Source organism: Cellulophaga sp. RHA19, from assembly GCF_002813425.1.
Taxonomy (GTDB): Bacteria; Bacteroidota; Bacteroidia; order Flavobacteriales; family Flavobacteriaceae; genus Cellulophaga.
Genome location: NZ_PHUL01000001.1, coordinates 3,297,559 through 3,317,839, shown reverse-complemented (window position 1 = coordinate 3,317,839; position 20,281 = coordinate 3,297,559). Strand labels below are relative to the sequence as shown.

Genomic DNA, 20,281 nt, shown 5'->3' with positions numbered 1-20,281 from the left:
GCGTGAAGATAGTCTGTTTTTATTGGATGTAAAAAATCCCGTTTCAACTAAGAAACGGGATTACACTTTATAATTTAAAAAGAAATATTATCCTTTTTGTTTTAAAATCCACTCCCTAGCATTTGTAAATGCTTCTAGCCAAGGTGTAACTTCATCCATACGGTCTGTTGGGTAATTTGCCCAGTTCCATTGGAATGTAGAACGCTCTATGTGTGGCATTGTAACCAAGTGTCTTCCTGTTTTATCGCACAACATAGCAGTATTAAAATCACTACCGTTTGGATTTGCAGGATAACCTTCATAACCATAAGTAGAAACAATATTGTAGTCCTCTTTGTTTTGTGGTAAGCTAAATTTACCTTCACCGTGACTAATCCAAACTCCTAGTGTAGTGCCCGCTAAAGTAGATAGCATTACAGAGTTGTTTTCTTCAATTTTAACAGATGTAAAGTTGCTCTCGTGTTTATGAGAATCGTTATATGTCATTTTTCCGTGTTGCTCATGCTCAGGGTTAATAAGCTCTAACTCCATAAATAACTGGCAACCGTTACAAATACCAATAGACAATGTATCTTCTCTTTTAAAGAAGTTGTTTATTACTTTGTTGGCTTTTTCGTTGTATTTAATGGCACCAGCCCAACCTTTTGCACTGCCTAGTACATCTGAGTTAGAGAAACCACCAACGGCTCCTAAAAACTGAATGTCTTCTAGGTTTTCACGTCCCGATATTAAATCGGTCATATGCACATCTTTTACATCAAAACCAGCTAAATACATTGCATTTGCCATTTCACGTTCAGAGTTACTTCCTTTTTCACGTAAAATTGCAGCTTTTGGTCTTTCTCCGTTTACTGTTGGTAACTTACCAGTAAAGTTAGCAGGGAAAGTGTATTGTAAAGGCTGATTTTTATAATTGTCAAACCTGTCTTTAGCTAAATTATTTGCTGTTTGTTTGTTGTCTAATAAGTATGATGTTTTAGACCACGTATCTCTTAATGAAGTTACGTTTAGTCCCATTTCCATACCGTTATTTTTTATTGTTAATGTAGCTTCTTCAACCACAGAACCAATTTTAGTAGCAGTTACACCAGCGTTAGCAAATAAAGTTTCTACACTTTCATCTGCCTGAAAAACAACACCAGCATTTTCAGCAAATAATAATTTAATGGTATCTTCTTCTCCTAACGCAGATAAGTCTAAGTTGGCACCCAAATTAACATCAGCAAAACACATTTCTAGTAAAGTTGTAATTAAACCACCAGAGGCAACATCGTGTCCGGCGTTAATTTTATCAGCTTTTATTGCGTCTTGTAATGTGTTAAACACTGTTTTTACATAAGCAGCATCTGTAACATTTGGTGCATTGTTTCCTATTTTGTTTTGAGTTTGTGCAAAAGAAGAACCACCTAATTTAAAGTTGTCTTTAGATAGGTTTATGTAGTAGATAGCATTGTTGTTTTTTTGTAAAACAGGCTCTACTACTTGGTTAATATTGTTGCAGTTTGCAGCAGCAGAAATAATTACGGTTCCAGGAGCTATAACTTCTTCATTTTTGTATTTCTGCTTCATAGAAAGCGAATCTTTACCAGTTGGTACGTTAACGCCTAAAGCAATACTAAACGCAGATACCGCTTCTACAGCTTCGTATAAACGCGCATCTTCACCTTCGTTTTTACAAGGCCACATCCAGTTAGCAGATAAAGAAACAGATTGTAAACCATCTTTTAAAGGAGCCCAAACAATATTAGTTAAAGCTTCTGTAATACTATTTTTACTACCTGCAGCTGGGTCTATTAATCCTGAAATAGGTGAGTGCCCAATAGAAGTTGCAATACCTTCTTTACCTTTAAAATCTAGCGCCATAACACCACAATTGTTAAGTGGTAATTGCAATGGGCCTGCGCATTGTTGTTTGGCAACACGGCCACCAACACAACGGTCTACTTTGTTAGTTAACCAGTCTTTAGAGCCAACGGCTTCTAATTGTAAAACTTGCTCTAAATAATCGTGAAAAAACTCTAATGAATAACTAGCATCTTGGTAATTACGAGTAACGGTTTTATCTGTCATTATTGTTTTAGGAGAACTCCCAAACATATCTTCTAAAGCTAAATCCATAGGTTTTTCCCCTGTAGTTTTAGACTCAAATGTAAATCTATGGTTGTTTGTAACCTCACCAACTTCGTACATTGGAGAACGCTCACGCTCTGCAATACGCTCTAGCAAGCCCATATCATCTTTACCTATAACAAGTCCCATACGTTCTTGAGACTCATTACCAATAATTTCTTTAGCAGAAAGTGTTGGGTCACCAACTGGTAATTTGTCTAAATCTATATGTCCGCCTGTATCTTCAACAAGTTCAGACAAGCAGTTTAAGTGTCCGCCTGCACCATGATCATGAATAGAAACAATTGGGTTTTCATTGCTTTCTACTAAACCACGAATAGCATTTGCTGCTCTTTTTTGCATTTCTGGGTTAGAACGTTGCACGGCATTTAATTCAATACCAGAAGCAAACTCACCCGTATCTGCACTAGAAACAGCTGCACCACCCATACCTATACGGTAGTTGTCTCCACCAAGAATAACAATTTTATTGCCTTCTTTAGGTTCGTCTTTTAAAGCTTGGTTATCTTTACCGTAACCAATACCACCAGCTTGCATAATAACTTTATCAAACCCAAGTTTACGAGCATCTTCTTGATGCTCAAAAGTTAAAACAGAACCAGTAATTAAAGGTTGCCCAAATTTGTTTCCAAAGTCAGACGCCCCGTTAGATGCTTTTATTAAAATATCCATTGGTGTTTGGTATAACCAAGGACGTTCTTCCATTGCTTTTTCCCAAGGTCTGTTTTCTTCTAACCTAGAGTAAGATGTCATATAAACCGCAGTACCTGCTAAAGGTAAAGAACCTTTACCACCAGCTAACCTGTCTCTAATTTCTCCTCCAGAACCAGTTGCAGCACCATTAAAAGGCTCTACAGTTGTAGGGAAATTATGTGTTTCTGCTTTTAATGATATAACAGAGTTAAATTCTTCTTCTGTATAAAAATCTGGCTTATCTGCTGTCTTTGGTGCAAACTGAGTTACAGTTGGGCCTTTTATAAAAGCAACATTGTCTTTATAAGCAGATACAATGGTACCTGGATTTTCTTTAGATGTTTTCTTTATCAATTTAAATAAAGAAGATGGTTTTTCTTGTCCATCTATTACAAACGTACCATTAAATATTTTGTGTCTACAGTGTTCTGAGTTTACTTGGCTAAAACCAAAAACTTCAGAATCTGTTAGTTTTCTGCCAATTTTTGTAGCTACACTTTCTAAATACTCAACTTCCTCATCACTTAAAGCTAAACCTTCCTGTTGGTTATAAGCAGCAATATCTTCAATAGGTAAAACTTCTTCTGGAGTAATAGCTATTGTAAAAATATCTTGAGTTAAAGCAGTATATTTTTGAGATATCATAGGGTCAAAATCTTTTACATCTGCAGTAGAAGCAAAAAATTCTTCAATTCTTAAAATGCCTTCAATACCCATATTCTGAGTAATTTCAGTAGCATTGGTACTCCAAGGAGTAATCATTGCTGCTCTTGGGCCAACAAAAAAGGCGTCAAGAGACGCCGCATTTATTTTAGTATTGTTGCCAAAAAGCCATGTTAATTTAGAAATATCTTCTTGTGTAAGATTATTTTTGGTTTCTACAGCAAAAATTTTGCTGGTCTGGTCTCCGAAAAAGTGAATCATTGTAGCTCTTGTGTTGTTTTGTTTAACAAGTCACAAATTTACACTTTTTAAGTGTAAATTTTTAGAAGAATAGTTAACAGTTTTTGGTGGAGATTGTTAATTTCTTCTATGTTTAATTTTTATTTTATTCATATAAATATAAAATCTACTTAAAAAGAAAAAGAGTCTTGTTGGCAAAAACAAGACTCTTTTTACGAGAACACTATATGAAAATGAAAAATTTTATTCTGACTAATTATACTACAAATATATAATGGAGATGTAGTTTACTAAACTTTATGTTGTAAATAACACTATAGTTGTTGTTAGCCAAGGAGCTTTTGTTGTTTTGCTTATTTATCTATTAAAAAAATGAATGTAGATTGTTCTTTGATGAGCTGTATATATGTGTCGCACGCTTATCTTGTTACTACTAAAATAAAAAAGGTTTAAAAAGAAAAAGAGTCTTGTTGGCAAAAACAAGACTCTTTTTACGAGAACACTATATGAAAATGAAAAATTTTATTCTGACTAATTATACTACGAATATATAAAGGAGATGTAGTTTACTAAACTTTATGTTGTCAATTGCTATATAATTGTTGTTAGCTAAGGTGCTTTTGTTGTAGTGAATTTTATTGATTTAAAAATAATTTAAAATTTTTGGTAGGGTTTTCTTTTTTGTAATTGTTATAGTAGTGTATTACAATGCTATTAAGTGTTGTAATAGCTTAAATTAAAAACCAAGTTTTATGAAGAAAGTACATTTTTTACTTACGGCAATTTTAGTAACTGTATCATTTACTGCAGTAGCGCAAGAAAAAGAACCTACAGAAAAGGAAAAGTTGTCTTATTACGAGCAAAGAGCAAAACAAGATGCTGCCTATGAACAATCTACAGAAGTAGCTTTAGAAGATGAAGAAGAGTTTTGGGAAGATCAAAAAGCTTATGAGAAGAATTTAAGGAAAAGAGATAAAAAAGCCTATAGAGCGTATATGAGAGGAAAAAGAGATGCATATGCAGAACACGCTGAGCACTGTAATTCTCATTGTCACCATAGTGATTATTACCATAGTCACACAACGTATTACTATAGCTACAATAATTACAGAAGAGCACCAAGACGCTCAACTGTTGTAAGAACTAATGTTGGTATTAGGGTACCTAGCGTTAGAATTGGATTATAATTGATAATTTATAATTTGTATTTGGGAACAAAAAAGTCGGCTGGTTAGAGCCGACTTTTTTAATTTATATATATTAGGTTTTATTTTTTTTCTAATAAAGCCATATAAAAACCATCATAACCAGAGTCAGATGCATATACTTTATTTTCTTTAGTAAGTGTAAAATCTGCACCAGCCTCCGAAGCTAAAAAAGCAATTACTTGGTCGTTGTTTTCTTGAGGTAAAATAGAACACGTAGCATAAACTAACTTACCACCACTTTTAACCATTCTACTGTAACTTTGTAAAATTTCTTGTTGTGTTTTTGTAATCTTATCTAAAAATTCTGGTTGTAATTTCCATTTTGCATCCGGATTACGTTTTAAAACTCCAAGACCAGTACAAGGTGCGTCTATTAAAACACGGTCTGCACTATTGTATAGTTTTTTAATTACTTTAGTAGAGTCTATTTCTCTTGTTTCTATATTGTGAGCGCCATCTCTTTTGGCACGTCTTTTTAGTTCTTTTAACTTATTACCATAAATATCTAAAGCAATTAAAAGTCCTTTATTTTCCATTAAAGCAGCTATATGCAAAGCTTTACCACCAGCACCAGCACAAGTGTCTATAACACGTTGACCTGGTTTTACGTCTAAAAAGTGACCTACTAATTGTGATGAAGCATCTTGCATTTCAAACATTCCGTTTTTAAAAGCCTCTGTTCTAAAAACATTGGCTCTTTCTGTAAGTGTTAGTGCATCTGGGTATCCTTTTATAGGGTTGGCAACAATATTTTCTTCTAATAATGCTTTTTGTAAGCTGGCTTTTGTTGCTTTTAAAGTATTTACTCTTAGTACAACTTCTGCTTGCTTATTAAGTGCATTAATTTCTTTTGTCCATTTTTTGTCACCTAAAGCTTTTTCACCTAATTCATCCATCCAATCTGGAATAGATTCTTTAAATTTTCTAATTTTAGATAATTCATCAAATTTACCTTTAATTCTACGTGTAGGAGTAGGTTCTATTTGTTTCCAATCTGGTAATTCAATTCCTTTTAAAACTGCCCAAACAGCCCAAATTCTAAAAAGGTTAGGTCTGCTAAATGGTGCTTTAACATCTGCAATTTCTGTGTACAGTCTTTTCCAACGAACAATTTCGTATGTAGTTTCTGCTATAAAACCACGGTCTCTAGAACCCCAACGTTTATCAAACTTTAAAACTTTTTCTACAACCTTATCTGCATATTCATCTTCATTAAAAATAAGGTTTAGTGCGTCTATAACCGCAAATACTAAGTTTCTGTGTAATTTCATTTTTACTTTTTATTTTTTTTTGATTTCTAGGAGTTTTTAAAACAAAAACATATGCTAGAATACATATAAATTTAATTTGACGCTATGTAAATTTTCATAGTAGAAAAATTACATTTAATTCGTTTAAAAAAATATGGCTGCAAAGGTATTGTTTTAGAAAGGAATACGCTTATTTTTGATGAAATATATGTGTGTAAAGAGCTATTTAGTCCTGTAACTGCGTATTTAAATAGTAGAAAGCCGTAGTTTACGGTATTTACTGAATGCACAAAATTAAATGAAAATGAAGAAAATAGTATTTGCAATTTGTGCGCTAGCACTTTTTGCTTGTGAAGAAAAAAATGAGGTAAAACCATTTACAGCAGTTACGGTAAAAGATGTGTATACTAAAAATGTTAGTGTTAGGGCTATTGAGGTTTTAGATGGTAGTATTGGTTTTGCTGGTAGTAATGGTGTTTTTGGATCTATAAATTTAAAAACAGATGAAGTGTTGACCAATGTACAGAAGTATGATACTATTTTACCAGAGTTTAGAGCTGTTGGTACAACGGGAACAGATTTTTTTATGCTTTCTGTAACTAACCCTGCGTTATTATACAAAACCGGTGAAAACGGAAAAATGGAATTAGTTTATACAGAAAAAGGAGATGGTGTTTTTTATGATGCTATAAATTTTTGGAACACAAAAGAAGGTATTGCAGTTGGCGATAGTGTAGATGGTTGCTTGTCTGTTATTGTAACCAGAGATGGTGGCACTACTTGGAATAAAATAACTTGTAATAATTTACCTGAAGGCATTGCTGGTGAAGGAGCATTTGCTGCAAGTAATACCAATATAAAAATTGTTGGAGACAAAACTTGGGTTGCAACAACTAAAGGTCGTATTTTTTATTCTGCAGATAAAGGGGTTACTTGGGATGTGTATAGCGTGCCAATGACAGGTTTAGGAGAAACACACGGAATTTTTTCTATAGATTTTTATAATGAAAATTTAGGTTTTGCTATTGGAGGCGATTTTACTAAGCCAAAACAAAACATAAAAAATAAAGCTATAACTACAGATGGTGGTAAAAATTGGACGTTGGTAGCAGATGGTAAAGAGCCAGATTATAAAAGTTGTGTGCAATTTGTTCCTGGGCGTAAAGGTAATGAGCTTGTTGCTGTTGGTTTTACAGGAGTAGCATACTCTAAAAATAAGGGACAGACTTGGAAAGAACTGTCTAGCGAAGGCTTTTACACTATAAGATTTGTAAATGATAGTGTTGCTTACGCGGCTGGTAAGGACAGAATATCTAAATTGATTTTTAAATAAATAAAAAAGGAAAGCTTATTGCTTTCCTTTTTTATGTTTGTTTCTATATTCACTTATTAAACGACGTTTAAACTCTTCCTCTACGCGGGCAAGTTTATAAGATTTTTTATAGTTTAAAACTTTACTAATTTTTGCATAGTATCTTTTAGTGATATCAACCTTTTCTTTTTCAAAATCTAAATACGTTTCAAGTAAGTGTTTAGAGTCTTCTTCAGATAAGTTGTTGTAATCGTACTTTCTTTTTAAATCTCTTCTACTATCATATAGCGTATGTAGTTCTTTTTCAAACTCATCATAAACAGGCCAGAAATCTTTAGCCTCGTTGCTAGATAGCTCTAATTTATCAGTAAAGTAGGCTACTTTTAATGATTTAATTTTTTCCCAGTCGTTTTTTTGACCATAAAAGAATGTAGTTCCTAAAAAGAAAACTAAAATTGTAAGTATGTTACGGGTGTTATTTTTCATCTTCATTTAAATAAATACCTTGTATGTCTATACCGTTGTTAGACTCCAAATAGTTCATAATTTCATCTTCGTTAAATTCACTTTCTACAACGTCAGATATATTAATGTCATCTACGGGTAATATTTGGGCTAAGTCGTAAGTAGAAAATTCTACGTTACTTTCATTAAAATAGCTTTCAATATCTGATGCCGCTATATCTTGAAATGAGATAGGAGTGGAGTTAGAGTTAAAAACTATAGCTACTGTTAATATTGCTACCGCTGCTGCAATGCTAGATGCTGCATAGAGTTTCTTTTTAAAAGAACTTAGTTTTATAACCTTAACTTCTGTTTTTTGGTTTAGTTTGGTTTGTATGTTTTTGTGTACGTTATCAAAATAATTATTAGGTACAGTAAAGCCTTCTTTTTTTGGTAAAGCAGTTTCTTCTTGGTTAATAGAATTATTCAGTTTTGCAGAGAAATTATCTAAATAAGACTCTGGCATTTTAAATCCGCTATTTTTTGGTAGGCTTTTCATACTTATAATTTGACTATCAATACTCTAAATGGTTTAATTGCTTTTTAAATAATTTTCAATTTTTTTTACTGCTTGATGGTAAGATGCCTTTAAACCACCAACAGAAGTGCCCAGTATCTCTGATATTTCTTCATATTTTAACTCGTCAAAATATTTCATATTAAATACCAATTTTTGCTTTTCTGGTAATGTACTAATCGCTTTTTGTAATTTTAGTTGTATTTCATCTCCTTCAAAATACACATCAGATTGTAGGTTGTCTAGCAATAAACTTTGTAATTCTTCGCTAGTTACACCAAGCATTTTAGATTTTGTTTTTAAAAAAGATAACGACTCATTAGTAGCAATACGGTAAATCCAAGAGAATAACTTACTGTCTCCCTTAAATTTATCTATATTTCTAAATACTTTAATAAATGTGTTTTGAAGCACATCATCAGCGTCATTGTGGTTTAGTACAATTTTACGTATGTGCCAATAAAGCCTTTCTTTATAGGTGTCAACCAGCACCTCAAAAGCCTTGGCTTGGGAGGATTTATCTTTAAGTTGATGTACTAAAGCTTCTTCGGTTATCAAAAAATGTACTTATTTAAATGTTTAACTTAATTAAAATATAAAGGTTTAAAAACTAAACGTCAAAAGACTGCATATCTACTAATTTTTTGTAGACGTTGTTGTTGTTTATAAGTTCTGAGTGTGTACCTTTTTCTACAATTTCTCCTTTTTGTAAAACTACAATAGTATCTGCACTTTGTATGGTAGATAGCCTGTGGGCAATTACAATAGAGGTTCTGTTTTGCATCATTTTTTCTAATGCATCTTGTACCAAGCGTTCACTTTCTGTGTCTAATGCAGAAGTGGCCTCATCTAATATCATTATAGGAGGATTTTTAAGAACCGCACGTGCAATGGATAAACGTTGTTTTTGTCCGCCACTTAGTTTGTTTCCGCTATCACCAATGTTAGTGTCATAACCATTTGGTTGTTCCATTATAAAGTCGTGTGCATTTGCAATTTTTGCAGCTTCAATAATTTCTTCTTCAGTTGCATTTGTTTTACCTAATGCAATGTTATTTTTAATGGTGTCATTAAATAAAATAGAATCTTGCGTAACTAATCCCATTAAATCTCTAAGAGATTTTTTAGTTAAGTCTTTAATGTTATCATTATCTATAACAATTTCACCTTCGTTTACATCATAAAAACGTGTAACTAAATTTGCAATAGTACTTTTACCACTACCAGACTGACCAACAAGGGCTACGGTTTTTCCTTTGTTAACTGTTAAATTAAAGTTTTTAAGTACATAATCATCTTCATACTTAAAAGAGATATTTTTTAGAGTAATGTTGTTGTTAAACTCTTTTTTATCAATTGCGTTTTCTTTTTCAGCAATAGGATTTTCAGTTTCTAAAATTTCTAAAACACGCTCTGCTGCTGCATTACCTTTTTTAACACCATAAGATGCTTTACTTATGGCTTTTGCAGGAGTTAATATTTGGTAAGCAAGCCCCATATAAGTGATAAAAAGTTCTGGTTCTATACTTTTTTCTACCAATACCATTTGTCCGCCATACCAAAGTAAAATACCAATAACACCAATGCCTAAGAATTCACTAGCCGGTGAAGCTAAATTTTGTCTATTTAATAAGCTATTAGAGAATTTAAAAAATCTGTTGGTTGATTTTTGAAATGTACCTGCAAATGTTTTTTCTGCATTAAACGCTTTTATAACTCGTAAGCCTCCTAAAGTTTCTTCTAAAATTGATAAAAAAGTACCTTGCTCTTTTTGTACTTTATCAGATTTCTTTTTTAATGATTTACCTATTAACGAAATAATAAAACCAGAAATAGGAAGAAAAATAAATACAAAAATTGTTAGTTTGGCGCTAAAGGCAACCATCATTGCTATGGTAAAAATAATGGTAAGTGGCTCTCTAACAGCTAACTCTAAAACAGATAAAAAAGAATGCTGAATTTCTAAAACATCAGATGTAATACGTGCAATAGTATCTCCTTTTCTTTTTTCTGAATAGTAAGATATTGGTAACTCTACAGTTTTATCATACAAAGCATTTCTTAAATCTTTTAATACACCGTTTCTTAAAAAGGCAATAAAATACATAGCTAAGTAGCCAAATAAGTTTTTTAAGAAAAACATACCTATTACTAAACCAACCATTAACATTAAAGCATCTCCTTGATTGCCGTTACCAACGTTTTGCGTTATGTAATAGTTTAAATAGTCTATAGTATAATCTTTAATTTCTGTGATACTTGTCCATTCTGGCGCAACAGTGATAGATTCAGTTTGTCCAAATAATACAGATAGCATAGGAAATAACGATACCATTGCTAACGTGCTAAATAAAGCGTAAAAGATATTAGAAATTATGTTTAGTATTGCGTACGTCTTATAAGGCTTGGCATATACTAGTATTTTATTAAAATATTTCATTAATTTAAATTCAGTTCTTTTAGAATTCTGTTTATTTTTTGTTCTAATTCGTCGTTTTTAGCTGTAAAATCTTCAGCTTTTTCTAAATTGGTGTTTACACTAAAATAGAATTTTATTTTTGGCTCTGTACCGCTTGGTCTTGCAGCCATTTTTGTGCCGTCTTCTGCTATGTAAATAAGTACATTAGATTTAGGAATTGCAACCTCTTTTTCTTCACCTGTAATTGCGTTTTTAACTGTAGATGTATTATAGTCTTGTATCCACTCTACTTTAGAACCATCTATTGTAGTAACAGGATTGTCTTTAAAATCTGCCATCATTTGTTTAATCTCTTCTGCACCAGAGGCACCTTTTTTGGTTAAAGAGACTAACTTTTCTTTGTAGAAACCACAGTCAACATAAGTGTCTATTAAATCTTTATAAAAAGAACTTCCGTTTGCTTTAGCATTTGCTCCTATTTCGCAAGCCAATAGGGTAGAGGTAACTGCATCTTTATCGCGTACAAAATCGCCAACCATAAAACCAAAACTTTCTTCGCCACCACCAACAAAATATTGGTTAGGTGCGTCTTTTATCATTTTAGCTATCCATTTAAAGCCTGTTAAAGCAGTTTTGCATTCTACTTTATATAAATCTGCCAACTTGTTCATCATTGGTGTAGATACAATAGTAGAACCAATGAACTCATCTCCTGTAAATCCTTTTTGCTTACGTTGTTCTAAAAGAAACTTGGTCATTAGAACCATAGTTTGGTTACCGTTTAGTAGCTCTAGTTTCCCTTCTAAATTACGAACAGCAATACCTAGTCTGTCACAATCTGGGTCTGTACCAATAACCATATCTGCTCCAATTTCTTCTGCTTTTTTTATAGCTATAGAAAGTGCTTCTGGTTCTTCTGGGTTAGGAGAAACTACAGTTGGAAAATCACCATCTGGTTTAGCTTGTTCCTCTATTATAGTTACATTTTTATAACCAGCGCGTTTTAAAACTTCTGGTACAGCAGTAATAGAAGTACCGTGTAATGATGTAAAAACAATTTTAAAGTTGTCTTTATCTTTAGCATTAAAACTACCATTCTTTACAGATGCACTTAAAAAAGCTTCATCAACTTCTGTATCAATCAATTCAATTTTAGTTTCATCAGCATTAAAGTTAATTTCACTAAAATCTAGTTTATTTATTTCTGCAATAATTTCCTTGTCTTGTGGTGGTACAATTTGTCCGCCATCTGTCCAGTATACTTTATAACCATTATATTCTGGTGGATTATGAGATGCAGTAAGTACAATACCAACGTGACAATTTAAGTGCTTTACCGCAAAAGATAATGCAGGAGTGGTTCTTAAATCTGAAAATAAGTATACTTTAATACCATTAGCAGAAAACACCTCTGCAACAGTTTTAGCAAGTGTATCACTATTGTGTCTGCAATCGTAAGCAATAACAACTTTTAATTCTTCATTAGGGTATACTTTTTTTAGATAGTTGCTAATCCCTTGGGTGTTTTTACCTAATGTATATTTATTAATACGATTGGTGCCAACGCCCATAATACCACGCATACCACCAGTACCAAATTCTAAGTTTTTGTAAAAACTATCATTAAGTTCTTCTGTATTGTTTTTTATTAAATCTTCTACTTTTGTTTTTGTATCGGTATCAAAAGTAGTTGTAAGCCAAGTTTTTGCTGTATCTAAAATTGAACTCATATCTAATGGTTTTTTAAGTGTACAATATTTTTTAGTTGATATTTAACTCTTCTGAGATAGAATATCTTGTTTCATTTTTTTTAGAACGGACAATAATTTCTCCTATAAAGCCAGCTAAAAATAACTGACTACCCATAACCATAGCGGTTAAAGAGATATAAAATTGTGGTCTTTCTGTAATTAACCTGCCAAATTTATTAAGAAAAAGTTTATCTATTCCTAAATATAAAGCAAAACCAAAACCAATAATAAACATAACAGCTCCTAAGGCTCCAAAAAGGTGCATTGGTCTTTTTCCAAATTTAGATAAAAACCAAATTGTAATTAGGTCTAAAAATCCATTTACAAACCGTTCCATTCCAAATTTAGTGCTTCCGTATTTACGTGCTTGGTGTTGTACCACTTTTTCATCAATCTTTGTAAAACCTGCATTTTTTGCAAGTACAGGAATATAACGGTGCATTTCTCCTGATACTTCAATGTTTTTAACAACATCTTTTTTGTAAGCTTTTAATCCGCAGTTAAAATCATGTAGTTTAACACCAGATGTTTGCTGTGCAGCCCAATTAAATAGTTTAGATGGTAAATTTTTAGCAATTACAGAGTCGTAGCGCTTTTTTTTCCAACCAGAGATAAGATCAAAGCCATCTTTAATAATAAGGTTGTATAATTCTGGTATTTCTTCAGGGTTATCTTGTAAATCTGCATCCATAGTAATTACAACATCACCTTTTACAGCTTTAAAACCAGCGTGTAGTGCTTGCGACTTACCAAAATTTCGTTGAAAACGAATGCCTTTTACATTGGCGTTAGTGGTAGATAATTCTGAAATAATTTTCCAAGAATTATCTGTGCTACCATCATCTATAAATAGTATTTCATATAAAAAATGATTGGATTGCATTACGGATACAATCCAATCATGTAATTCTTTTAAAGATTCTTCCTCGTTTAAAAGAGGAATAACAATAGATAAATTCATAGGGTACTCTTGAAAATATATTCAAAAGTACAAATATTAAACTATTCTAACTTCTTTGTTTTTAAAACTGCACCAATAATAGCAGATATTATTAAGCCAAGTATGCTAAATCTAACAATAGTAATAAATATTGCTGTAATATTTGTTACCGGAGGGTTGTCTTTTATTTGTTGGTTTATTGCTTGCTCTGCTTCTGGGCCCCACATTTGTCCCCAACGAATCATTGTGTTTGTTTGGTAAAACTCATCTATAAAATTATCATATATATATGATGATAAGCCATATAAAGTACCTATAATTACCATAGCAGTAACTCCAATACTAATTGCTTGTCTTGTGGTTAAATAATTGTCGTTTAGTTTTTTAAATCTTTTAGTTACAATAGTCAGTAATACAACTTCTGCAATAAAACAGATTAAAAAAGTGCTATAATAAATAGCAGGAGAAGCATCTAGCATTTTAGGTAAAAAATCTAGTATAACTCTTGCTAAACCCGCCATTAAAGCTATAGGTAGTATAAACTCTTTAATGTTCTTATTATCCATATTAATTTTTATTTTTTAGTTGTTATCTAGTAAGTATTCTTTTTTGTATTTTTGTTACACTGCAAAGGAAAGTATTTTTTTATCTTTTTTTTTAATTAGCTATTGTAGTTTTCATAAAAAAGAGTATTTTTGCACCGCTAAATTTATTTAGAAGAATTAAAGTTTTAAAAAATGAGAAAAGGTATACACCCAGAGAATTATAGATTAGTAGCGTTTAAAGATATGTCTAACGATGAAGTATTTTTAACAAAATCTACAGCAAATACAAAAGAAACATTAGAGGTTGATGGTGTTGAATACCCATTAGTAAAGTTAGAAATCTCTAGAACATCACACCCATTTTACACTGGTAAAGCTAAATTAGTAGATACAGCTGGGCGTATTGATAAATTTAAGAACAAGTACAAGAAATTTACTAAATAGTAATTTCTTTATCATAATATTTAAAAGTCACTTTTCAATTAAGTTTGAAACGTGGCTTTTTTAGTTTAATACAAAACCTTAATAGTCTTATGAATTATATTTTATTTGATGGCGCAGCAAGAACAGCTTTATTGCCCTTTACTTTTACTAGGCCTGTAGCAGAGATTAGAATAGGAATACTTACCATTAGAGAAAAGTGGGAAAAGTATTTGGGTAGCACAACAAGTACAATAACAGAAGACTATTTAAGTGAAAAGCACCCTATGGTGGAGCTAGAGGAAAATGTAATGATAAATTCATCATATTTACCTAATGCTAGTTTAGTTGCTTTAATTGAAGATTTAAAGGAGAACCAAGTTATATATCACAACGATAATATTGTTGCTTTTTTTGCTAAAGAAGCACAAGAAGAAATAGATTTTGATACCTACAAAGCTATTACTTATACAGAAGATGTGATAACTGTAGAAAATACTTGGGATATTTTTGCTAAAAATGAAGAAGCTTTGCAGGCAGATTTTGATTTGGTTACTGAAGGAAGAATAAGTGCTCCTATATCTGATACAAATACACTTATAAATCCTGATAATATTTTTATTGAAGAAGGAGCAATTGTAGAGTATTGTATGTTAAACGCAACTAAAGGTCCTATTTATGTGGGTAAAAACGCAGAAATTTGGGAAGGTGCTATGGTACGTGGTGGTTTAGCGTTGTGTGACAATGCAGTGATAAAAATGGGAGCAAAAATATATGGAGCTACAACTATAGGTCCATACAGTAAGGTGTGTGGAGAGGTAAGTAATTCTGTTATTTTTGGTTATTCTAGTAAAGGTCATGAAGGTTATTTAGGTAATTCTGTTTTAGGAGAATGGTGTAATATTGGTGCCGACTCTAACAACTCTAATTTAAAAAATAACTACGCTAAAGTTAGATTGTGGAACTATGAAAGCGAAAGTTTTGAGCAAACTGGCTTACAATTTTGTGGTTTAATGATGGGAGACCATAGTAAAAGTGCAATAAATACTATGTTTAATACAGGTACAGTGGTAGGTGTTAATGTTAACATTTATGTGCCAGGTTTTCCTAGGAATTTTGTTCCTAGTTTTAGTTGGGGTGGTGCTTCTGGCTTTACAACATATGGTACTAAAAAAGCTTTTGATACTGCAAAAATTATGATGGCTAGGCGTAATGTAGAATTTACAGAACAAGATGAAGCTATTTTAACGCACATTTTTGAGGAAACAAAAAAGTGGCGTAAAGATTAAAAAATAATTAAGAAGCGCTAATACATTAAGTTAAATCTAATAAGTTTTTGTATTTTTCCATTTAATTTTTAATCTATAATAGTATTAAAATTAAATGAAAAAACTTACTTTAATTCGTCACGGAAAATCCTCTTGGAATTACAATGTATCGGACAGAGATAGACCTTTGTTGGAGCGTGGTATTAACGATGCTTATTTGGTTGCTGGTGCACTAAAAGAGCCAATTATTGATGCTGTTTTTTCAAGTCCAGCTAATAGAGCATTACACACTTGTAATATCTTTTTAAGAGTCTTAAATATACCTTCTAGTGAGTTGCGTATTTATGATGAGCTTTATGATTTTTCTGGAGAGTATGTTATCAACTTTATAAAATCTTTAGATAACAAGTTTAACAACGTTGTTATTTTTGGTCACAACCACGCTTTAACTCACATTGTAAATATGTACGGAGATAAAGAGATAGAGAATGTGCCAACAGCGGGCTTGGTAGAGTTAAATTTTAATACTTTGGAGTGGAGTGGTATTGTAAAAGGCAATACTCAGAATGTAATATTTCCTAAACATTTAAAGAATGATTAAGTCAAAAAATCAATATATAAATAGAGAAATTAGCTGGTTAAGCTTTAATGCGCGTGTATTACAAGAAAGTGCAGATATTAAAGTGCCTTTAATTGAAAGATTACGTTTTTTAGGAATATTCTCTAATAATTTAGATGAATTTTTTAAGGTGCGTTATGCTACTGTAAAACGTATTGTAGATGCTGGTAAAACAGGTAAAAGTGTTTTAGGAGGAGAAAAAGCAAAAGATTTACTTGAGGAAATAACTAAGATTGTAATTAAACAACAAACAAAAAGTTTAAAGATTCTTGGTGATATTGAAAAGGAACTACAGGCAGAAAACATTTTTATTATTAACGAAAAAGAGGTTAGTAAAAGTCAGGCAGATTTTATTAAGACTTACTTTATGGAAAAGGTAAGTCCAAGATTAATGACTATTGTTTTAAATGATTTAAGAGAGTTTCCTTTATTAAAAGACACTGCAGCTTATTTGGCAGTTAAAATGGTATTAACCAGTTTAGATGGTGCAGAAGATGTGCCAGAGAACAAATATGCTTTAATAGAAATACCTAAAGATATAGACCGTTTTGTAGTGTTACCTAAAGAGGGTGATAAAAACTACATTATTATTTTAGATGATTTAATTAGATATTCTCTGCGCCATATTTTTAATATGTTTACTTATGAGTCTATCTCTGCACATATGATTAAAATAACTAGAGATGCAGAATTAGATATAGATAACGATTTAAGTAAAAGTTTTATAGAGAAAATATCTTCTAGTGTGGAGCACCGTAAAATTAGTGATCCTGTGCGTTTTGTTTATGATAAAAGAATAGCAAAAGATACGCTGTCTTTTCTTATGGAGAAAATGGGAATAGAAGAAACAGATAGTATTATTCCTGGTGGTATTTACCATAATCGTAGGGATTATATGAAATTTCCTAGTCTTGGGCGTAAAGATCTTATGTATGATAAGATTACGCCATTATTGGTAAAAGATTTTAATTTTGAAGGTAGTATTTTAGAGCAAATAGCAGTAAAAGATCATTTACAATATACACCTTATCATACTTTTTCTTACATCACTAAATTTTTAAGGGAGGCAGCTTTAGACCCGCAGGTAAGAACTATTAAGTTAACCGTTTACAGGTTGGCAAGTAATTCTCAGGTAGTGTCTTCATTAATAAATGCTGTTAAAAACGGCAAGCAGGTAACTGTGCAAATAGAGTTACAGGCTAGGTTTGATGAACAAGCAAACATACAGTATGCAGAATTGCTACAAGCAGAAGGAGTAAAGCTTATTTTTGGTGTACCAGGTTTAAAAGTGCATAGTAAAATATGTGTTATAGAGAGAGAAGAAGCTGAAGGTTTAAAACGATATGGTTTTATTAGTACAGGTAATTTTAACGAGTCTACAGCTAAAATATATACAGATTATACTCTTTTTACAGCGCACTCACCTATATTAAAAGAGTTAAATAAAGTTTTTGATTTTTTTGAAACTAGTTATAAAGTTCATAAGTACAAACATTTAATTGTGTCACCTCATTATACAAAAAACGCTTTTAGAGCGTTAATAGATCAAGAGATTGAAAACGCAAAAGCAGGAAAAGAAGCATTTATAAGAATTAAGATGAATAGCTTAACATCTTATAAAATGGTAGATAAGTTGTATGAGGCCAGCAATGCTGGTGTAAAAATACAGTTAATTATTAGAGGTGTATGTTGTTTGGTTCCTGGTGTTAAGGGAATGAGTGAAAACATTGAAGCTATTAGTGTTGTAGATAAATTTTTAGAACACACTAGACTTTTTGTTTTTGGAAACGACGGAGATCCTAAAGTGTATATTTCTTCAGCAGATTGGATGACTAGAAATTTAGATTTTAGAGTGGAAGTTGGTTGTCCTATTTATGACAGAGATATTAAACAACAATTATTAGAAACTTTTGATATTTCATGGAATGATAACTTAAAAGCACGTATCTTTTCAGATAAACAAGATAATGCTTATCGTATAAACGATGCTCCAGAATTGCGTTCTCAGTTTGAATTGTATGATTATTATAAAAAGCAATTAAGTAAATAGACTTATATTTTGAAGATTTTTAAACTTGCAGCAATAGACATTGGTTCCAATGCCATACGTTTATTAATACATAATATTATTGAAACTAAAGACAAGAAAACCGAATTTAGGAAAAGTTCTTTAGTTAGGGTGCCCATACGTTTGGGTGAAGATTCTTTTACAGTAGGTGAAATATCTGAGAGAAATATAGAGCGTATGTTAGATGCTATGAAGGCATTTAAATTACTCATGAGTGTAAATGGTGTAGATAGTTATATGGCTTGCGCTACATCTGCAATTAGAGAAGCAAATAACGGTTATGAGGTTATAGAAAAAATTCGTAATGAGGCAGGTGTTAATATAGAAGTAATTGATGGTAAAAAGGAAGCAGCTATTATTGCTTCTACAGACTTAAAGGAGCTTATTAATAATGACCAAGCTTACTTATATATAGATGTTGGAGGTGGTAGTACAGAATTTACTGTTTTTTCTGAAGGGAAATTGGTAGCATCAAAATCTTTTAAAATTGGTACTGTAAGATTGTTAAATGATATGGTAGGTGTTAAGGTTTGGAACCAGATTGAAGAATGGATAAAGCTTTATACAAAGGACTTGCCTAAAGTATCTATAATTGGTTCTGGAGGTAATATAAATAAGTTACACAAAATGTCTGGCCGTAAAATAGGTGAGCCTTTATCTTATATTTGGCTAAATGCTCAGTATCATTTTTTAGAGAGTATGAGTTATGAAGATAGGGTATCTGAACTTGGTTTAAACCAAGATAGAGCAGATGTAATTATACCAGCAACACGTATTTTTTTATCTTCAGCTAAATGGTCTGGATCTAAAAAAATACATGTCCCAAAAATTGGATTATCAGATGGTATGATAAAGACGCTGTATCAAAAAAACAAAGATTCTATTTAGTATTAGCCGTGTACATTACCTGTTTCACCCAAATTTTTCATTAGTTCGGCTTCATATTCTAGTAAGTCTTGCCATTTTTGGTCAACTTCTTCACGGTCTCCATATTGTCTAGCAAAGTTTAAAAACATGGTATAATGTCCTGCTTCGCTAATCATTAATTTACGGTAAAATTCAGCTAAGTCTTTGTCTGTTAATTCTTCAGATAATAATCTAAAGCGTTCACAGCTACGCGCTTCTATTAACGCAGCATATAACAACCTGTGTACCAATTGTGTTGTTCTGCTACCTCCTTTTGGAAAAAACTTTAAAAGGTCTATTACGTACAAATCTTTACGATCACGACCAAGAGTGTTACCACGTGCTATAATACGGTCATGTACCATTTTAAAGTGTCCCATTTCTTCTCTAGTTAAGGCTACCATTTCCTGTACTAAGTCTGTGTACTCTGGAAAACCTACAATTAAGGAAATTGCTGTAGATGCTGCTTTTTGCTCACAGAAAGCATGATCTGTTAATATATCATCAATATTTTTTTCTACAATATTAACCCATCTTGGGTCTGTTGGTAATTTTAAACCTAGCATAGCACACAAATTTAGCTGCAAAAATAGTCATATTGATTTGTATGCAAATAAAAAAGACATATTTTCTAATATAGAAAATATGCCTTTTAAAGGTTTTGGTTGATCAGTTATTTTAAATATAATATTTATTTTAAGAACACTTGTTATTGTAGTAGAATACAATTAGTGGTGTTTTTGTTAAAATTATACTAAAGCCTAAATGTAGTATAAATCATTCAATAATGAAATAAAATAATCAGAAAAGTAACAAATTTGTACTATT

The 20,281-nt window shown here is 31.7% G+C and carries 17 protein-coding genes; 7 read left to right on the top strand and 10 right to left on the bottom strand.

Features of this window, described 5'->3' with window-relative positions:
- Window positions 1–87: 87 nt before the first annotated feature.
- Window positions 88–3,747 (bottom strand): phosphoribosylformylglycinamidine synthase, encoded by a 3,660-nt coding sequence (gene purL, locus AX016_RS14585; protein ID WP_100896311.1) that lies wholly within the window; start codon window positions 3,745–3,747, stop codon window positions 88–90.
- A gap of 731 nt (window positions 3,748–4,478) precedes the next feature.
- Between purL and AX016_RS14580 the strand changes: the two genes are divergently transcribed.
- Complete coding sequence (locus AX016_RS14580; RefSeq protein WP_100896310.1) at window positions 4,479–4,913, top strand: hypothetical protein; 435 nt, start codon at window positions 4,479–4,481, stop codon at window positions 4,911–4,913.
- Between the two features lie 80 nt (window positions 4,914–4,993).
- On the opposite strand, the gene AX016_RS14575 is transcribed toward AX016_RS14580, so the two are convergent.
- Entirely contained in the window at window positions 4,994–6,205 is a 1,212-nt protein-coding gene (locus AX016_RS14575) for an RsmB/NOP family class I SAM-dependent RNA methyltransferase (protein WP_100896309.1), read from the bottom strand.
- Between the two features lie 283 nt (window positions 6,206–6,488).
- Here AX016_RS14575 and AX016_RS14570 point away from each other — a divergent pair, with 283 nt between their 5' ends.
- The gene (locus tag AX016_RS14570) at window positions 6,489–7,517 is read left to right on the top strand and encodes a WD40/YVTN/BNR-like repeat-containing protein (protein ID WP_100896308.1); all 1,029 of its coding nucleotides are present in this window, start codon (window positions 6,489–6,491) and stop codon (window positions 7,515–7,517) included.
- 15 nt (window positions 7,518–7,532) lie between these two features.
- On the opposite strand, the gene AX016_RS14565 is transcribed toward AX016_RS14570, so the two are convergent.
- The 7 genes from AX016_RS14565 to AX016_RS14535 are packed head-to-tail and all read right to left on the bottom strand — an operon-like array spanning window position 7,533 to window position 14,193.
- Window positions 7,533–7,982, bottom strand: a complete 450-nt coding sequence (locus tag AX016_RS14565; protein ID WP_100896307.1) for a hypothetical protein — start codon at window positions 7,980–7,982, stop codon at window positions 7,533–7,535.
- Entirely contained in the window at window positions 7,972–8,499 is a 528-nt protein-coding gene (locus AX016_RS14560; protein ID WP_100896306.1) for a hypothetical protein, read from the bottom strand. The genes AX016_RS14565 and AX016_RS14560 overlap by 11 nt, the downstream gene beginning before the upstream one ends.
- 33 nt (window positions 8,500–8,532) lie before the next feature.
- Window positions 8,533–9,075, bottom strand: a complete 543-nt coding sequence (locus AX016_RS14555) for an RNA polymerase sigma factor (RefSeq protein WP_100896305.1) — start codon at window positions 9,073–9,075, stop codon at window positions 8,533–8,535.
- 52 nt (window positions 9,076–9,127) lie between these two features.
- Entirely contained in the window at window positions 9,128–10,957 is a 1,830-nt protein-coding gene (locus AX016_RS14550; protein ID WP_100896304.1) for an ABC transporter ATP-binding protein, read from the bottom strand.
- Window positions 10,957–12,666 (bottom strand): phospho-sugar mutase, encoded by a 1,710-nt coding sequence (locus AX016_RS14545; protein WP_100896303.1) that lies wholly within the window; start codon window positions 12,664–12,666, stop codon window positions 10,957–10,959. The genes AX016_RS14550 and AX016_RS14545 overlap by 1 nt, the downstream gene beginning before the upstream one ends.
- A 31-nt stretch (window positions 12,667–12,697) precedes the next feature.
- On the bottom strand, window positions 12,698–13,648 hold the full coding sequence (locus AX016_RS14540; protein ID WP_100896302.1) for a glycosyltransferase family 2 protein: 951 nt from the start codon (window positions 13,646–13,648) through the stop codon (window positions 12,698–12,700).
- Between the two features lie 41 nt (window positions 13,649–13,689).
- Window positions 13,690–14,193 carry a DUF4199 domain-containing protein gene (locus AX016_RS14535; protein ID WP_100896301.1) on the bottom strand — a complete coding sequence of 168 codons (504 nt, stop codon included), beginning with the start codon at window positions 14,191–14,193 and terminating at the stop codon, window positions 13,690–13,692.
- A gap of 171 nt (window positions 14,194–14,364) precedes the next feature.
- Here AX016_RS14535 and AX016_RS14530 point away from each other — a divergent pair, with 171 nt between their 5' ends.
- The 5 genes from AX016_RS14530 (at window position 14,365) to AX016_RS14510 (ending at window position 19,435) form a co-directional block, all read left to right on the top strand.
- Window positions 14,365–14,616: a type B 50S ribosomal protein L31 gene (locus tag AX016_RS14530; protein ID WP_077403788.1), complete on the top strand. Its 252-nt coding sequence runs from the start codon at window positions 14,365–14,367 to the stop codon at window positions 14,614–14,616.
- 89 nt (window positions 14,617–14,705) lie between these two features.
- Window positions 14,706–15,881 carry a GlmU family protein gene (locus AX016_RS14525; protein ID WP_100896300.1) on the top strand — a complete coding sequence of 392 codons (1,176 nt, stop codon included), beginning with the start codon at window positions 14,706–14,708 and terminating at the stop codon, window positions 15,879–15,881.
- A gap of 94 nt (window positions 15,882–15,975) precedes the next feature.
- Complete coding sequence (locus AX016_RS14520; protein WP_100896299.1) at window positions 15,976–16,461, top strand: SixA phosphatase family protein; 486 nt, start codon at window positions 15,976–15,978, stop codon at window positions 16,459–16,461.
- Window positions 16,454–18,529: a polyphosphate kinase 1 gene (gene ppk1 / locus AX016_RS14515; RefSeq protein WP_100896298.1), complete on the top strand. Its 2,076-nt coding sequence runs from the start codon at window positions 16,454–16,456 to the stop codon at window positions 18,527–18,529. The genes AX016_RS14520 and ppk1 overlap by 8 nt, the downstream gene beginning before the upstream one ends.
- Window positions 18,530–18,538: 9 nt before the next feature.
- The gene (locus AX016_RS14510) at window positions 18,539–19,435 is read left to right on the top strand and encodes a Ppx/GppA phosphatase family protein (protein WP_198519442.1); all 897 of its coding nucleotides are present in this window, start codon (window positions 18,539–18,541) and stop codon (window positions 19,433–19,435) included.
- Window positions 19,436–19,437: 2 nt separating this feature from the next.
- On the opposite strand, the gene AX016_RS14505 is transcribed toward AX016_RS14510, so the two are convergent.
- Entirely contained in the window at window positions 19,438–20,019 is a 582-nt protein-coding gene (locus tag AX016_RS14505) for a tRNA-(ms[2]io[6]A)-hydroxylase (protein ID WP_100896296.1), read from the bottom strand.
- Between the last annotated feature and the right edge of the window lie 262 nt (window positions 20,020–20,281).

What these genes read in the sequence shown, in the direction of transcription:
- AX016_RS14545 (WP_100896303.1), bottom strand. Translation starts at nt 12,666, where the DNA reads ATGAGTTCAATTTTAGATACAGCAAAAACTTGGCTTACAACTACTTTT.
- ppk1 (WP_100896298.1), top strand. Translation starts at nt 16,454, where the DNA reads ATGATTAAGTCAAAAAATCAATATATAAATAGAGAAATTAGCTGGTTA.
- AX016_RS14525 (WP_100896300.1), top strand. Translation starts at nt 14,706, where the DNA reads ATGAATTATATTTTATTTGATGGCGCAGCAAGAACAGCTTTATTGCCC.
- AX016_RS14535 (WP_100896301.1), bottom strand. Translation starts at nt 14,193, where the DNA reads ATGGATAATAAGAACATTAAAGAGTTTATACTACCTATAGCTTTAATG.
- AX016_RS14580 (WP_100896310.1), top strand. Translation starts at nt 4,479, where the DNA reads ATGAAGAAAGTACATTTTTTACTTACGGCAATTTTAGTAACTGTATCA.
- AX016_RS14575 (WP_100896309.1), bottom strand. Translation starts at nt 6,205, where the DNA reads ATGAAATTACACAGAAACTTAGTATTTGCGGTTATAGACGCACTAAAC.
- AX016_RS14560 (WP_100896306.1), bottom strand. Translation starts at nt 8,499, where the DNA reads ATGAAAAGCCTACCAAAAAATAGCGGATTTAAAATGCCAGAGTCTTAT.
- AX016_RS14505 (WP_100896296.1), bottom strand. Translation starts at nt 20,019, where the DNA reads ATGCTAGGTTTAAAATTACCAACAGACCCAAGATGGGTTAATATTGTA.
- AX016_RS14550 (WP_100896304.1), bottom strand. Translation starts at nt 10,957, where the DNA reads ATGAAATATTTTAATAAAATACTAGTATATGCCAAGCCTTATAAGACG.
- AX016_RS14530 (WP_077403788.1), top strand. Translation starts at nt 14,365, where the DNA reads ATGAGAAAAGGTATACACCCAGAGAATTATAGATTAGTAGCGTTTAAA.
- purL (WP_100896311.1), bottom strand. Translation starts at nt 3,747, where the DNA reads ATGATTCACTTTTTCGGAGACCAGACCAGCAAAATTTTTGCTGTAGAA.
- AX016_RS14565 (WP_100896307.1), bottom strand. Translation starts at nt 7,982, where the DNA reads ATGAAAAATAACACCCGTAACATACTTACAATTTTAGTTTTCTTTTTA.
- AX016_RS14520 (WP_100896299.1), top strand. Translation starts at nt 15,976, where the DNA reads ATGAAAAAACTTACTTTAATTCGTCACGGAAAATCCTCTTGGAATTAC.
- AX016_RS14540 (WP_100896302.1), bottom strand. Translation starts at nt 13,648, where the DNA reads ATGAATTTATCTATTGTTATTCCTCTTTTAAACGAGGAAGAATCTTTA.
- AX016_RS14570 (WP_100896308.1), top strand. Translation starts at nt 6,489, where the DNA reads ATGAAGAAAATAGTATTTGCAATTTGTGCGCTAGCACTTTTTGCTTGT.